At 29.0% G+C, this 15781-nt stretch carries 15 protein-coding genes; 4 read left to right on the forward strand and 11 right to left on the reverse strand.

Annotation, left to right across the window (positions count from 1 at the left end; all coding sequences use genetic code 4):
- The first annotated feature begins 1395 nt into the window (after positions 1-1395).
- Genes ACMZI9_RS02950 through ACMZI9_RS02965 form a run of 4 tightly spaced genes read left to right on the forward strand, consistent with a single transcriptional unit; the run spans position 1396 to position 3716 of the window.
- Positions 1396-2430, forward strand: a complete 1035-nt coding sequence (locus ACMZI9_RS02950) for a tyrosine-type recombinase/integrase (RefSeq protein WP_416099236.1) — start codon at positions 1396-1398, stop codon at positions 2428-2430.
- Entirely contained in the window at positions 2417-2749 is a 333-nt protein-coding gene (locus ACMZI9_RS02955) for a hypothetical protein (RefSeq protein ID WP_416099237.1), read from the forward strand. The genes ACMZI9_RS02950 and ACMZI9_RS02955 overlap by 14 nt, the downstream gene beginning before the upstream one ends.
- Complete coding sequence (locus ACMZI9_RS02960) at positions 2749-3207, forward strand: hypothetical protein (RefSeq protein ID WP_416099238.1); 459 nt, start codon at positions 2749-2751, stop codon at positions 3205-3207. The genes ACMZI9_RS02955 and ACMZI9_RS02960 overlap by 1 nt, the downstream gene beginning before the upstream one ends.
- Positions 3208-3209: 2 nt before the next feature.
- Positions 3210-3716 (forward strand): hypothetical protein, encoded by a 507-nt coding sequence (locus tag ACMZI9_RS02965; protein ID WP_416099239.1) that lies wholly within the window; start codon positions 3210-3212, stop codon positions 3714-3716.
- On the opposite strand, the gene ACMZI9_RS02970 is transcribed toward ACMZI9_RS02965, so the two are convergent.
- Genes ACMZI9_RS02970 through ACMZI9_RS03020 form a run of 11 tightly spaced genes read right to left on the reverse strand, consistent with a single transcriptional unit; the run spans position 3713 to position 15645 of the window.
- Entirely contained in the window at positions 3713-3886 is a 174-nt protein-coding gene (locus ACMZI9_RS02970) for a hypothetical protein (RefSeq protein WP_416099240.1), read from the reverse strand. The two genes, ACMZI9_RS02965 and ACMZI9_RS02970, sit on opposite strands and share 4 nt — an antisense overlap.
- Position 3887: 1 nt before the next feature.
- Entirely contained in the window at positions 3888-4247 is a 360-nt protein-coding gene (locus tag ACMZI9_RS02975; protein WP_416099241.1) for a hypothetical protein, read from the reverse strand.
- A gap of 3 nt (positions 4248-4250) precedes the next feature.
- Positions 4251-5921, reverse strand: coding sequence for a hypothetical protein (locus ACMZI9_RS02980; protein WP_416099242.1), 1671 nt, complete (start codon positions 5919-5921; stop codon positions 4251-4253).
- 1 nt (position 5922) lies between these two features.
- A complete protein-coding gene (locus ACMZI9_RS02985) occupies positions 5923-7257 on the reverse strand; it encodes a hypothetical protein (protein WP_416099243.1) in 1335 nt (444 codons plus the stop codon).
- Positions 7258-7263: 6 nt separating this feature from the next.
- A complete protein-coding gene (locus ACMZI9_RS02990) occupies positions 7264-8220 on the reverse strand; it encodes a hypothetical protein (RefSeq protein ID WP_416099244.1) in 957 nt (318 codons plus the stop codon).
- A gap of 11 nt (positions 8221-8231) precedes the next feature.
- Entirely contained in the window at positions 8232-8747 is a 516-nt protein-coding gene (locus ACMZI9_RS02995) for a hypothetical protein (protein WP_416099245.1), read from the reverse strand.
- 40 nt (positions 8748-8787) lie between these two features.
- The gene (locus ACMZI9_RS03000) at positions 8788-10938 is read right to left on the reverse strand and encodes a hypothetical protein (protein WP_416099246.1); all 2151 of its coding nucleotides are present in this window, start codon (positions 10936-10938) and stop codon (positions 8788-8790) included.
- A complete protein-coding gene (locus ACMZI9_RS03005) occupies positions 10922-12130 on the reverse strand; it encodes a hypothetical protein (protein ID WP_323189504.1) in 1209 nt (402 codons plus the stop codon). The genes ACMZI9_RS03000 and ACMZI9_RS03005 overlap by 17 nt, the downstream gene beginning before the upstream one ends.
- A complete protein-coding gene (locus ACMZI9_RS03010; protein WP_416099247.1) occupies positions 12117-13796 on the reverse strand; it encodes a hypothetical protein in 1680 nt (559 codons plus the stop codon). The genes ACMZI9_RS03005 and ACMZI9_RS03010 overlap by 14 nt, the downstream gene beginning before the upstream one ends.
- A gap of 9 nt (positions 13797-13805) precedes the next feature.
- Complete coding sequence (locus ACMZI9_RS03015) at positions 13806-14624, reverse strand: hypothetical protein (protein WP_416099248.1); 819 nt, start codon at positions 14622-14624, stop codon at positions 13806-13808.
- Positions 14611-15645, reverse strand: a complete 1035-nt coding sequence (locus ACMZI9_RS03020; protein WP_416099249.1) for a DnaB-like helicase C-terminal domain-containing protein — start codon at positions 15643-15645, stop codon at positions 14611-14613. The genes ACMZI9_RS03015 and ACMZI9_RS03020 overlap by 14 nt, the downstream gene beginning before the upstream one ends.
- Between the last annotated feature and the right edge of the window lie 136 nt (positions 15646-15781).

The raw sequence follows: 15781 nt of genomic DNA on the forward strand, positions 1-15781 counted from the left end.
TATATATATAATCATGAGTTAAAAAGTGTTAAGAAATAAAGTCTATCAATGTCTTTTTAGAATTTGATACTACACATATGATATCTTAACTATCATAATAGTAACCGTCCGAAGTTCTTGAGCTCCTTGTTTTGTCGTCAGCAAACAGGAGCACAAGACGAGGACAGTAAGTCTTTCAATAGTTCAATAGAATAAGTGTTGTTATTTATATTTTAAAAAGACATAAAACAACCAATAATCTTCTTACTATTATTTTAACAGAGAAAAACAAACTATATAGACACAATATTATGATTTTTAAAATATAAATATATACCTTATTACCTTATTTAATTTCTTCCTACAGTGGAAAAATTAAATAAGGTATATATAAGATATATACACTAATAACTAATATATAAAATATATTTATAATGAATATATTTTATATATTAGTATATATACATAATATGTATTTAAAAACTATTCTAACATATTTTTAAATACATATTATGTTATTGCATATATAGTATATTTATATACTATATATGCTTACGTTCTTTCTATCAATAGTCTTTGTGTAAGTTGATAGCATCAAAGCAATAAAAAAACAGCAATGTTAATCACTGTTTAAATCGCTCTTTTACTCTGACCCTTTGAATGCAATTTGACTTTTTGAAAATCTTTTAAGGAGTAAGAATCTCTTTTATTCTTATTTGTAATAACCTAACTCAACAATTGAGTTTGAAAAATATAATATATTAATGTTCAATTTCTTTAAATTTATAAAGGAATGATTAATGAAAAAAACTTATTCAGTTCCTAGCAGCATCTATAACTATAATAAATTTGTTTTGTATCAGCTTATTCTTCAAAATAAAAGAACTCCAAAAGTGAGTTTGCTTTAGCTTTTGTATTACATTTATCTCTACAAAGAAAGGTCACTTTATGGCTGATTGGAGTTCAGTGATATTTAAGAAACGAAAGAGATTTTTTGTATGCTTGTTTTGTGAATTTGTCTCTCCTTAAATACCATTTATATTATACCATATATTTTATTTATTTTATAAATAAAATATATATTTTGTTAAATAAAAAAATATTTTGAGAAAAATAAAAAATTGGTGCTATAATATTTACAGCAGTTAAACAAACCTCAAACCCTTGTTTAACATACATTGAAACCTACAACTATTCTTTTAGTTGTTTATGTGTTACATTCTTTAAGTATGTTTAAAAAAGGAAGTCAGAGATGCTTGTTTAATCTCTGACTTTATTTATTTACTTAACTGCTTCAAACTTTGAAAATAAAAAAAGAAAGGAAATCAACCTAAAACTCAAACCCTGTTGATTTCCTCAAGAATAGTATAGCATAAAAATCAACAGGGAAAAGTTTAAAGTTTGATTATTTGCACAATGGATTTAAAAGAATACTCAAAAATTTATGTTAATAATCTACATAACTCAAAAACAAGACAAACATATAAATATTTCTTTGATAACTTCTTTAAATGTTTCACAACACCAGAACCATCAAATGAAGAACTTAAAAAAGTAATAAAAGATTACAGAGATAGATTAAAACCTACCTCACAACAAACATTCTTCTCAATGCTTAAATCATTAATAACAAAATACAACCAACTAGAGCAAAAGTTTGTTTATGATGTTTCAATCATTCCAAATATCAAAACAGTTAAAGCAGCAACATATGTTCCAGATGTTGTTGAACTTTCTAAAATAAAGAAATATGCACTCAACTATGATAATTCGAAGGGTGTTGCTTCGTTTGTCTTATTTGCTATCGAAAATGGTGCTAGATTTAGTGAAATTTGCAATGTTTTAGCTAATAAAGACAACTTTGTATATATGGAAGAAATAGAAGTGTATTCATCATATACACAAGCTAACAAGAACAACAATTTTAGAGCTTACAACATCTCTAAAGAGTATTGACCTTTATATGAAGAATTCATTGATAATTCAAAATTCCCTAGAGATATGAATTATCAATTCACAAGGTTTATAACTGAACTAAAAAGAGACTTACCAGAGTTTGCTGATAAACCAATTACAATTCACACATTCAGAAAAGCATTTGTTACCAATCAATATAGAAACAATACAGACATTGTAAAAATTCAAAAATCAACAGGTCATAAAGACACAACAACATTAATAAATACATACATAATTCAAACACCTGAAGAGTTAGCAAAGATAGTTAAAGATGCTACTGACCCTGCAAGACTTAAACTTATTAATCAAGCTGAAATGATGAGAGAAATTGAACAACTTAGAGACTTTAAAGATATTGCTCTCATCAATGAAAAGAAACAGTTAGCACTGTTAGAAGCTGAAAGATTAGAAAACCAAAAATTAGCAAAAGAAAATGAAAAATTAAGAAAACAAATTGAATTGCTTGAAAGAGGAAACAATGAAAACAATTAATCATTCACAAATATTAAGAATAGCAGAAATCACTTCAAAGCTTTTAACTTCAAAGGAATTTATAACTTGTCCTATTAAAGAAATAAACGACTTTGTAAGAGAAGAAAACTATGTTTATGATAGTAAGTTCAAAAACTCTATTTCTGATGATTTTAACTCATATATTTGCAAGATAGAAGAAGATGGGACAGTCTTTCATTCATACCTTAAAGTTTTAAAGTTATGAACCAATAAAGTATGTTCTAACTTAACCGAATCAGAAGCTATTAAATTAGTTAAAAAAATAAAAGCATTCAAAGAATCTAAGGGGGATAAATAATGAAGAAAACAAAAATACCATCTGAACTTTTGTTATTCACAGAACCAAAAGAAAGAAAATGAGAAAAGATTAAAAGATACTTCAGAGAACTAAAAGATTTTAGAAAACAAAAACAAAGCTATGAGAATGTTATTTCATTAATTACCATACTAGCAAATAAAGAATCTTTGAAGTTAATGGTTCAAATGTCTTTTGCTGATAAACTGTTCTGAACATATAAGAAGTTTTCTGTGATTTCCTTTATTTCTAAATTAGAAGTATTTTGAAGTGTTGAAGAAGAATTTTTAGACTTCTTAAAGAGACAATTATATGATTATATTGATAGACAAAATCAAAACGATGCAAATAACTTTAATGATGTTTTTGAAGGTATTTATGAGATAGTTCACAGAACAACGACATATTATTTAAAAACACATTACTCAGACAAATATCAAAGGGATAAGTTTTTAAAATAATTATGATTAAAGAAAAAATCAAACTTCCAAACTTCGGAGAGCTTGGAATAGATATAAAAGAATATCTCTGAAAAAACCTTCCTTCATCATTTACTGAATTTGATTCGAAGTTTTCACAAACATTTAAAACTCATATGATAAAGTGAATGCATACAAAAGAAATCAACCTTGACTTATACCCACAATATAAACATATTTTAATGTATATGACTTTTATAAACTTCAGAAAAGAACTACAGCTTGCTAATTTACTTAATAAAGCAAACTTCAAAATCAAAGCAACTTCTTCTTTTGTTGATATGAAATACAAAGTTGATTTATACGGAACCAACCCAAATAATGAACTTATATTTATACAAGTTAAACCGCACGATAATCATAATAATGAATATGATTTGACTAACTTGTTAGAATATTCAAAAAAGCACTCTGCTACTCCTTACATCGCTTTCAAGCAGAACCAACAATGAAAGATTAAGAAACTCAATACAAACAAAAAAACAGCTTAAACTGCTGTTTTTTCTTTGTCCTTGGTCTTAATAATCTCTTTAAGTCTTTCGAGCTCTTCTTGCTCTAAAGGGACATTCTCTAGCACTGTAATAGCAGCATCTATTGAATGAACTTTCATTCACTTAAAGAAATCTCAAACCTTTTTGAAAAATTGTCTTATCTTGTCCATTTTAATTTTCTCCATCAATAATTTGTTTAACTATCTTTTTCACATCATTAGATACACCATTGTTTTCAACATATACCTTAAAAGCAGCATTATATCTATCTTGTGAAAGTTCAATGTTTCTTAATCTTTTGTTAATATCATCTATTTTCTTTGTTTGCTGTTCTATTAGATGAATCAATGCAGTCACTTCATCTCCTTGTTTTGTGTTTGTTATATTAATGTGATTAGCAGACTTATTTACATTGTTTGACTGCTTGTTTTGTTTGTATTTAGTTATTAATCAATAAACAACATACATCAAAGCAATAACAGCAACAGAACCACCTGCTCCTGCTATTGCTGTAATTACATTTTCACTCATTTTTTACCTTGAACTATTCTTAAAGCGTGCTACTAATATAGCATATTCGCTTGGAGATATGGGGTCTCTATGGTTAGATGCTCTATCTCATATTGTTAATTGTGTGTCTGTTGATTTTGTATATTTGATAACAACATTGATTGCAATTTTATCAACTGCTTCTCTATAAATGTATGGTGTTTTTTGTCCTGCTTTGAACTTAAGTTCATTATTCTCAACATAGAAGTAATCTCCTTGTGCACCAATAGCTGCATGTGATATTTGTAAGATTGGAAATTGCTTTCTATTTTGTGGTTCATCAGTTGATGAATAAGCAGAAAAACTCCCCTCAATATTCACTAAGTCTTTAACTCCTGCTATTAATGTTGAAGGTGTGTCGTTACTTCATTCAGTTTCATATTTAACTAATTTCTTATATATAGGGAAACCTTCTAGATATTCACCTGTGAATTGCTCCTGTTCAGTTGTGTTAATAGCTCAAGCTAGTGTTGTTCCCATTTCATCAACTGTTCCTGCTAAATCCATAATATCACTATTTCAAGGATGTGAATCTAACTCTTCCCTCATTCTTTGAACCATTTGAACAAAAGTTCTGTTAAATTCCTTGCTTGGATTTGTCTTTTTAAGCTCTTCAATGTTTTGAACTAGCTCTTTAAACTTTTCTTCAACTTGTTTAAGAAATCCGGGTTCTGGTTCTCCTTCAGCAGCATCATCACTTCCGAATAAGCTGTCGTACACTTCTTTAACTTTCAAATCAACGTTATCTTTTCAAAGCGTTAAAGTAGGGTATACTGAATTTCATTTCTCTTCATCTGCTGCTCTTACTTCATTGATGCTTTGAAGTGTGTTAGTGTATTGCTCTTCATAGTTTCTTTTGAATGTTGAAAAAGCTTCAATCTCTTGATTTAGAGCATTCTCTAACCTAGTTCTTTCAGCTTCTAGTTGCTCAATTTTGTTAATGTTATCTAAAATTTGATTTGCTTGTACTTTGTCCATTTGAATATTTTTTCTAATCTCTGTTCACTCCATTGATGAAGGTATTCTTTCAGCTGATAACTTAAGATTTCTAATATCTGTGTCTATTTGCTCTGTTTTTGTTTCAACTGTCTTTTTAAACCCTTTAATATCTTCATTTACCTTATCAAAATCAGTTGTTGAAATAAAACCTGATAGCTTGTCTAAACCTTTAACAATTTCAACCCCTAAACTGTCTCATTCCCCATCATAAAGCAATTTAGCAGCAATCGGGTTCAAATGTTGTTCAGCAAATACAAACTCTCTTTGTGTTCCTAATACTTGAGCAGAACCACCTAAAAGTGTAAGTCTTGAATTAACTTCAGGAATAGCATTATTTGTATATCTATTATTTACTTCGTGGAACATTGATTTTTTAAGTAATTGATATCTATCATCTCCAATAGCGTTTTTGAACTGTTCCACATTGTAATCAACTTTTTTAGCAACTAGTGATACAACACTGTTTATTAAAGCATTAACAGAGTTATAAACACTGTAAATTACTCTGTTATATATTTCTTCATCTGATAACTCACTCATTAAATTAGAGAGCTTTTTTGGTGTCTTGAAAGGGACTAGCATATTAAATTCAGAGTTTTTAAACTCTTCAAATGATAGACCCATATTTTTGATAAATAAAACTTCTTGTCTGTCCATCTTATTTTGTCCTTTTTATTCTCTTTGCTTGTTTTGTAAATGTTCGTGATTCATTACCGTAAATATAAGGTGTAAATTTAAGTACTTTTTTACCTTTAGCATTTGTGGTTTGATAAGCAAATAGTTGTGTCTTGTTTGTTCTGTGTTTTTTAACATATTTATCATATTGGTTTGTTTGGAATAATGTTTCATCTAAAGCATCAGCTGTAGCATAATGCTCTGCTAATCTGAATCTCTTAAGGAAATCTCTTTGAACTAACTTATCAACTTCAAACTCTGTTGATGTGTCTATTCTTATTCTTCCCATATCTCAACCCCAAGCTCAATTGTCCAAATAATATTGTCCTTTTGATGGAGCTTTTAAGAAGTTAAACATCTCTTCATAAGACATTGTGAATTGTAAGGGTCTTTTTCCTTTTGGAGAGTTCTTTGATTTAGTCGCATCTCTCTTAAAGTATAAGAAGAATGAAACATCATTGCTTTGGTCTCAATATCTTTCATCATAAAGTCTTATTCCACTAATTCACGAACTATTAAAATAGAATTGTCCTTTATTTGCTAATCTATTTGCTCTGATATATTTGTTTGCTGTTTTTGGACTAATCACCTTCTTCTTAATGATTTGGTTTTGTAATTGCTTTTTATAATAAGCAGCTTGTAATCTAACCATTTTGTCTTTAATATTCTTTTTGACTAATTGTTGTGCTTTTGTTGATAATTTAGTCACTAAACTAAAAGGGTTCTTTACAATTGAGAAAAACTCTTTTCCTGTTTGAATTGCTTTGCTTATTGTTTTAGCATTTACAAACTTTCTAATTGTGTTGCTTTTAATTAGTTTATATTTATCAACATACTTAAAAGCAGTCTTTGTAATTGTTTCAATCTTTTGTGTTAGTCCTTGCTTAATAAATGAAACAGCTTTTTTAGTTGCTTGAATACCTTTAGCAATACCTTTTCCAAATTTAGTTACTTTTTTAATATATGAAAGTCCTTTTGCTAAACCAAAGGTTGCTGTTTCAATAGCAGTTGATATAGCAACAGAAGCTCAATCAACTGCTCCATTATTTTCAACCAATGAAACAATTACATTCTTTACAAATCTTGCTCCTATCTTGATAAGTTGTAAAGGAATAGCACCAATTGGTAATACCACACTTAAAGCATCAATTGCTACCTCTAAAACAACGTCTATAAAAAAAGAAGAAACAGCTTTGAATATTTTGCTTCAAATTGTTTCTTCTTTCTTCTCCTTGTCTTCTCTGATAGCTCTTAAATAAGATAATCTCTCTTGTGTTGATTGATACTTAATTTGAGGTTCTTTGAAAACTAAAAGCATAACTGTCTAATCTCTTGTAGTTGGTTCAGTGATGAATTTGTCTTCATTTTGTTTAGATTTAGCGCTTGAAGCAATACCATAAACTAACCCAGTGTATAAAACACCTAAAGCATTAGCAATTTCAGCTCTTACAACAATATCAGCTGAAGCATTATCAATTGGTCCCATATACATTTTGATAGCATTTACTGCTCTTAAACCAACGAATGTTGGAGCAACCAACACATCTAATTGGTTAAGAAAAGGGTTAGAAACAACTTTGTAACCACCGATGTAACCAATTGAGTATTGACCACCATCGAATGTTTCTTTTGCTCTATCTCCGACAACTCCAGCATCTGCTAAATAGTCAAATGCTACAGGGTGAATTGATACCAAAATATCATCTGGTGCAATTTGGTCAATTCCTTGTTCTGGTGAATATGTTAATGTAAGTTTTGTTGCTAACTTAACAATTTCTTTTTTATATTCAGCAGGTGTTTTTGTTTCGTAATCAATAACTGAAACTTTGCTGTTTTCAATAGCTCTATTTTCTAAAAGGTTGAATGCTGTTCTTTCAGTTAATCTTACGAAGTCTTGAGACATCTTTGAAAGCTTAATTGAAGCAATATCAATTGGTAACAATTCTTTTTCTTGAGCTGTAAGTCCTTCATAAGCAACTAAAGGTTCATTTCAGCTTACTGAAACTTGTTTTCCTAATCTGAATTTATCAGGTGCTCCTGCTCCAATTCCATCAGTTCTGTTTTTAAATACAGTTGAAGGGTTCAACATAACAGAAATGCTTCTTTGTGAAACTTCTAAAACTGTGTTCCCTTGTGCGTATTTTGAGAAAAGTGATCTATCTTTGTAATAATCAACTAATTGTGTTGCTGTGATTTGTGAAAGTGTAATTGGTGAGTTTGAGTTTGATGCATCTACTAAACTCTTTTCACTTGTTAAAATTGATTTAATTTGTGTATTCATATTTATCTCCTTTAATCTATGATTATTCCATTACCTCAATACTTAGCTTTGAACTCTTGTTGTGGTTCTGTGCTTTGTGTTGGTTCTGGTGTTTCTTCTTTAACTTCTCAACCTAATTCAGAAGCTTGTTTTAATATTGAAGTTTTTAAATTAGTAAAATCTAAATTATTGAGCTCAATCTTTTCTTTGTTAACTTTTCCTTTAAAGTTCATTGTATCAATGGTATTATCAACAATTAACTTAATATTTTCTTTTGCTAATTTATTCTCTTCAATAAGTTTTGAATAGAGTTCTTTTGTTGTTTCAAATTCAGAGAGAGTTGATTTTAGAGCTTCAATCTCTTGTTCTTTATTTGATAACTTTGTTTTAATATAGTTCTCTAATTCTTCTTTTGTTTCAAAAATAGCATATGTATCTAAAGCATTAAGAATTTGAGTTCTTTTAGCATCTTCAGATAAACCTAATTTTTGAAAAGTTTCTTGGTCAGAAAGACCTAATTTTTGTGAAATCTTCTTGATAATTTCCATAATGTTCTGTCTTTATAAGGCTGCAGTTCCTTGTCCTTTCTTATCAAAAAATAATTTTGTTATATGGTTTGTTATTGATTGGAATTTCCATATCGTTAACCATAATTCAATCTAGTCATAATGCTCTAATTTCAATGCATCTAACAGTATCATTATTCTCTTTATGAATAACAATACTGTTATGGTCTTGAAAGTCATCATCAACTAGACCTACTGACTTAACAAACTCATCAGGTGAGTTAAAAATTGTATTGTTAAGCGTTTCATAGAATTGGTGTGGTTTAATTGCTTTTGGTTTGTTTGAGAAAACAAATTGTGCTAGACCAATTGTTGAATCTTTTGGTTTATTGGCTCAACCTGGAGTTAAACTTATTTCATTACCATTTTTATCAAATAATGGAAGTCCTTTATCAGGGTACTTATCTAATTCAGGAAGTACCACATCTGCTTCTTTTAATCATTTATTAATATAATCTTTCCTAATATTTCCAAGTGAAGAAATGTAAGCAACTGGACCGCGACCACTGTGTGCAGAAATAACTTCAGACCTTATTCATTTAGACGCTAACTTATAATCTATAAGTTCGTATTCATCGCTAATATGATAATGATATCTTGCTTGACTTTCGAATTCCTTAATTCCTTTTATAAGGTCTTTATATCAGTTATATCTTCCACCATAAATTAAATCTGTATTTACTGATATAAAACTGTTTTGATATCTTTCGAAGTCATAAAAATGATAAATTGACTCTCCCCCATATTGAGGGTGATTATTTATAAATTGTGAAATAACAGTTGGTGGAATATAGAATCTCTCTGAAGGATAATCATTTTTTTCACCAACGACAACATCCATCACTCTATAAGGAATAATTACTGACCTTGTGCTTGCTCCTATATTTTGGTCAATAGCAGCACTATATTCAACTAATTTCTTAAACCCGGATGGTTTTAAAAATAAGTAAAAAGGTCAGTTATAGTTATAAGACTTATCATTAAATTCAACAGGGGTTGATGAATAATCAATCTCTGTTAATGATTCACCTAAAATTGGAAGTTGAACATTTGAACCATTGAACATAAAAGTGTTGTTATTTAAAAATGTGTTTTTTGTTCTTGATATGATGTCTCCATTATTATCAACATCATATAAGTAAGAAAATCATTTATATTCTCCGTTGTTGTATCAAGAGATTAAAGGAGAATAAAGGAAGTTTTCATCATTCAGACCACCTTTTCATGCATATGTTGTTATAAGCATATTTGAGAAAGCTAGAATATAGTTTTTTAATATATTTGTCTTTTCAAACTCACCAGATACAAAATATTGATTTAACTTTGTTTTAATTTCATTATCTGTTCAATTCTTTAAGTCCGATATCTTCCCGTGTTTTTCTTCAAACTTCTTAATAGCTTCTTCATTAAGTCCTTTATAACCTGACTTCACTGTATTAGTTACACTTATTAATTCTTTTAAGAAAATCAAAAACTCATTTTGTGGTATTGTGTTTTTGTTTTTCAAATATTCATTTAATAGATAAAAATTGTTATTTGCTAAACTTCAGAAGTTCAATGAATATCTATTTTTAAACACGTTAAAAGGGTTGATTGTAAGCATATATGGAGCTTGAGACCTGTTGTCCATTTTAATCAATCTGTCTTTATCATTTAAGAAGTTAATAGAGTTGATTAAAGCTCCCTTATTCATCTTTAAGACAAAGTTATCAGTTGTTAAATCAACAGGGTTGTTTTTTCTAATAACGAAGTCAATATTATGAAGTTCTTTGTAATAATCTAATTGTGTAAGGGTTATATCAGCATATGCTTCTAATACATCGTTGAGTTGCATATTATCAATTTTGTTTTCGATAATATAGAACTCATTGAATTGAGTCACATAAGGACTATCAAATGTGAAAAGATAAAAGATGTTTTTAGATGGTTCAACTTCTAGATAGTTATATAAATCACTATCTCCTGTGATTGTGTAAGAGTTAAACAATTCATTGCTAACATTACCATCATCTAATAAGGTGTTTGATAGTTTTGTATGGTTTAACTTGATAACATCAAACTCTTCAGGTTCTGATAAATTAATAACATTGATACTATGTTTGATGAAGCTTAAAGGTTTATTTGATTCAATCTTATAAACAAAAAGCTTTGAAGTGTTATTGTTGAAGTTCATCACTTACCTCATTTGTTTTTGTTTGTCGAATGTCTTGGTTTCTATTTAATAGAACCCCATTTTGGTCAGTTGATAATATTTTTGCTTGTTGTTCTAAATATTTTGAAGAGCTAGTTGTTATAACATTGATATCTTGTAAATAATCCAATCCTAAAACTCTCAACACTAATCTAGCAAACTTCTCATAATATATCTCTCTTAAGTTCGCTTTACCTTCAATATAGTGATTATATGAACTGTTTAATTGTTGCGCTTCAACTGAATGAATGTTGTGAGTTCCTCCATCAGTTGAATCTTTTTTGAAGATTAAAGCTTGTTTGATTCAATACATAATGCTTTCAATTGATTGAATTGTTGAAAGTGCTGTACTTTGTGATTGCGCTATTTCGAAAGGTTTAACCATTTGGTCGCTATAAGGCGCTATTGAATGTGTTTGAATGATTCTATCTTTTCCTAATGAGAATAATGATTTAGACACACTGTTAGATTTAGAGTTTCCTAAATCTCAATTGATTAAAGGAATTGGAGCAGATAAGAAACTATCAAAATATAAAGCGCTCAACTTAATGTCCAACAGAGCAAAAAGTTCTTGGTCTATTAAGTCCATCTCTGCTTGTCCTGTTGAATTGTTTTTGAAGATAACAAAAGGAATAAAGTTATCTTTGAATATTTCCTGTTTGTATCTTTTACCTAATAAACTTGAAAGTGGTTGTCTCTTTCCATTCTTATCAATAATTGACTTTTCAACATAACCCTTATTGTTTAATAAATCATATGTTGTAAATGTGTTATATTCATCAACTCCATTTGATAACTTACCTGTGTTAATTTGTAAATAAACTAACTCATTATCATCATTGGTTTCATAATCGACAACTTGAGCTAAAACCACCTTTTTATTGTTTTGAATTCCTAAAGCTCAAATTCCTTTTGTGAATAAGAACTTTTCTAGTTGTTGAATAATTGAAAGAAAATCATTTCTCTTTAAGAAAGCATCAAACTCTTCTTTTCCATTAGCAAACTCAAAAGTTGGAAGTTCAGTTGCTAATTCTGAAACTTGAAGTAATGCTCCCTGCTTTTCAAAAAAGCTTCTTGAGTTGATTTTGAATTCATTATCAATCTCTGTTGGAATAATGGAGTTATTTATGACCATAGCTCCTTTTTTGAAAATTGCTTCATTATCTAACGCCATAATTCTCTCCTTGCTGTGCTAAATTTCAAAGCACTTTCTGCTTTTTGTATGTTAAGCTGTTAGACATTTCAAAAGCATTTATTAAGTCATATATCTCTGGAAAAACAGTTTCATCTCTTTTCTTTTCTCCAGGTTCAACATATTGCTTTGATAAGTTCTCTAATAGCTTTGTTGTATCATTTGTATTTAAGATATACACCATATTATTTCCAAAGATTCACTCTGTTCATCTTTGTCTACTTTCGATACCAAACTTTTCAGTTCTTGTATCTTTTCTATTTGCTAATCTTGAATATATTTTGAAATCTGGAAACTTGCTAATTAATTGCTGAAGTTCCAGATTTACATAATCGCTTACATGGTCATTATCTGTTAAGATAACATTCTCAAATTTGTTTAAGTTAAAAAATTCATTTGTATGATAAGAATTTTTTAACTCTTCGAATATTCAGATATTGCTTTTGATAATCAAATCAATTAATAACTTATTGACTTCAACCCTTGTTGGTCTATGCTTGAAGAACCTTTTAAGGTCTTCAATAGCATCTAATATTACAATTTTCCCATCATCTAAAAGGAGTATTCTACATCAAGAAGCATTATCACTCTTTCCAGGGTCGTAACCATCAAACACACCTAATACCTTACCTTGTCTTATAAACTCTGATACTTGCTCTTTTGTAATGAATTCAATATTGCTATTAAAGTTGTTGTTATCATAGATTAAACCTTTAAGATAAAAAGCACTTTGTTTATCTTCATTAACAAAAGCAAAACCTGCTACAGTAATAACTCACAATCTGAAGTTAGTTGATTTTAAAAGTTCAAATTGTTTTTTTTGTATTTCGCTCATTTCGCTATTTGGAGTGAATAGTTTTGAATACATAATTACATTAATACCTAAACCTTCAGAGAATGTTGAAGATGTTTCATAAATAAACTTATCTTTAACTAATCTATCTAACACTTGAATGTTAGTTGTTCCATTGTGTGAAATTAATGGAATGACTTTATTGTGATAATCAGTTATTAAAAAATGCTCTGTTGTAAAAATGTTATAAAAGAACTTAACTTTTAATTTTGTATCTTGTGGTGCTTTAGTTCTCAAAACAGTGTTTTGAATTAATAAGGGTATGTTCTCTTTTTGGTTTTGGTATAAGTCCCTTAATTGACCGGGTGTATAGTTTGTGTTTTCAGGGTCTTCTATTGGTTCATCAATAACTAACTCCCCAAAATAATAATCTGCTTTTGGTAATGTGATACCTTGGAATGCTTGAATCTTTTCAAAGTTTTGAAACAATATTTTTCTACATGTTTTGGTATCAGTCCCATCACTTCAGTAGATAGCATCTTGTGTAAAGACTAAATATCTCTTGATATTGATTTTGTGTTTTGTTTCTAAAAAGTCTGCTGCTTTTTGAAACATTGGTATCAATGTATTCTTAATATGGTTGTATTGATTTCTACATCAAACAGAGTTGAAGTTGGTTTCATTAGCTAATCTATAAAGTGTGATAATAGCACCATTGAAAGACTTTGAAACCCCTTTTGCTCCACTCTGAATTTCAAAGAATTCAGAGCTTTCAAAAGCATCAAAAGCAGGGTTATCTGGAAGGTCTGTATAGTGTAATATCTCCTTTAATTTTTCGAGTGGAAACAACGACATATTAACTTCCTACTTTTCTTCTACAAATTCAAAACTTGATTCGTGTTTTGGTTTTGTCTCTGTTGGTTTTTCTTGTGGTTCTTCAACCATTGAAAGTTCTTCATAACTTCCATACACTTGATAATATGTTGTCTTTTCATCTTTTGATAAGTTCTTTTGAACTAAAGGGACAAACTTTACAAATGCTCTTGAACCTTTTTTGTTTAGATAAGGTGATTCATATATTGGTGGAACTGCTCCATCCATCATAGCAGGGTGTCTTACTTTTAAGGTTTTGATTAATGTTAAAAATTTCTTTTGATTGTCTTTTAATGGAATAGCAACTTTGCAATATACAAAGTTTTTCTCTGTTCTAATTTCATCAGTTAATAATTCAACTGAAGCATTTACAAAAATAAATGTTCCTTGTACCGCTTTATAAGCATCTGCTATATGGTAAGCAATTACCTCTGATACGTATTTGTTAAGTATCTGATAGTGATAAATTAGATACATAAATGTATTAAATATATGATTGGTGTGTTCATTATTGAAATCATTTGCTAATACACTTCCATAAAAATTTAAGAAGTGTCCCACTTGAATTTCTTTAGATGCTTGTTCTGCTTGCTTTCCTGTGAATTTTAATTTAGCTGAAGCAGGTGTTGGTCTGTAATTCTCTGAATGGAATTTATCAGCATAAAGAACATCAACATATAATTCTTTAACATCAAAACCACTTTGTGTTGTTTTTGTAATTAATTGACCTACTTCTTTAACATAGACTACACCTTCACAATATGAGAAACCTTTGTGAAAGGTGTAGTTGATTGTTTTATTGTTTTCCATTTTCTTTTTCCTTTCTTTGTTTCTCTAGATTTTTAAAAGCACTAACAATTCAAGCTTGATTTTCTTGCGTTAATTCAATCATTAAAGCTAAAGGTTGAATGAATACAATCTCTTGTTCTTTTCCTATACATCCATTCCTGTTTTTAGCAATTGATAAATTAACCATTGAATAATCATTTCTCTCTTTATTCTCTTCAATGTCTCTCTCATATAGAAACAATACAATATCAGCATCTTGTTCTATACTTCCACTGTCTCTTAAATCAGTAAGAACAGGTGGTTCTGCTTTTAACTTTTCAACTGGTGTAGGTTGCTGTCCTTTTTCATTTGCTTTTTTAGTTGCTTTTGGTTTTCTTTGTTGTGAAACTGTTCAGTCTCTGCTCATTTGAGAAAGAGCAACAACTGGAATAGATGTATCTAAAGCTAGCTTTTTTAATATTCTTGATATATATGAAGTTTGTTCATACTTACTAGAGAAATGTTTTGCTGTTGAAAGTATTTGTATATGGTCTATGAAAACAGCTCTAACTTTCTTTTGTGTTCTTTGTTCAAAAAATACAATTAAGTTTTTTATGTGTTCTGCTCTTATATCGGGGTCATCTACAAAATAACATTTTGAGTTTTCAATCACTCTATCAAAACCCATCTTATTGAAAGCTTTTAAATCTTCAACTATATTTAAAGACTCATAAAAGTTTTTTAATTCATAAAACGTATTCATAGAAAAAAGCTTTTGTGTAATCTCTGAAGCAGTTTGTTCTAATGAGATGAACAACACACACTCGTCTTTATCTAATGAACTATTGAGTTCATTTATCAAGTTAATTAAAAAGGTTGTTTTTCCTGTTCCTGGTCTTCCTCCTAAAACAATAAACTGTGAAGGTCTTAACCCCTGAAGTTCATTGTCTATGAACTTAAACCCTGTCCCTTTTAAAGTCATTTGATTCAAGTTTGGTTTTTCCATTCATTCAGTTATTACTGAACCTACACCTTTGATTTTGATATTTTCAAAGTTTTGCATACAAAAAAATCTCCTTCAATTTTGAAAGAGATTATTGGTTGAAATTTTGCGTTGCGATTAAATGAAAACAGACCCTATTTTTTTCTTAGCACCCACCACTTGCTTGTGATATCAGCAACTCAAAATTATATATATA

Source organism: Mycoplasma sp. 4079 (genome assembly GCF_047785185.1).
In the GTDB taxonomy this organism is placed as follows: domain Bacteria; phylum Bacillota_I; class Bacilli_A; order Mycoplasmatales; family Metamycoplasmataceae; genus Mycoplasmopsis.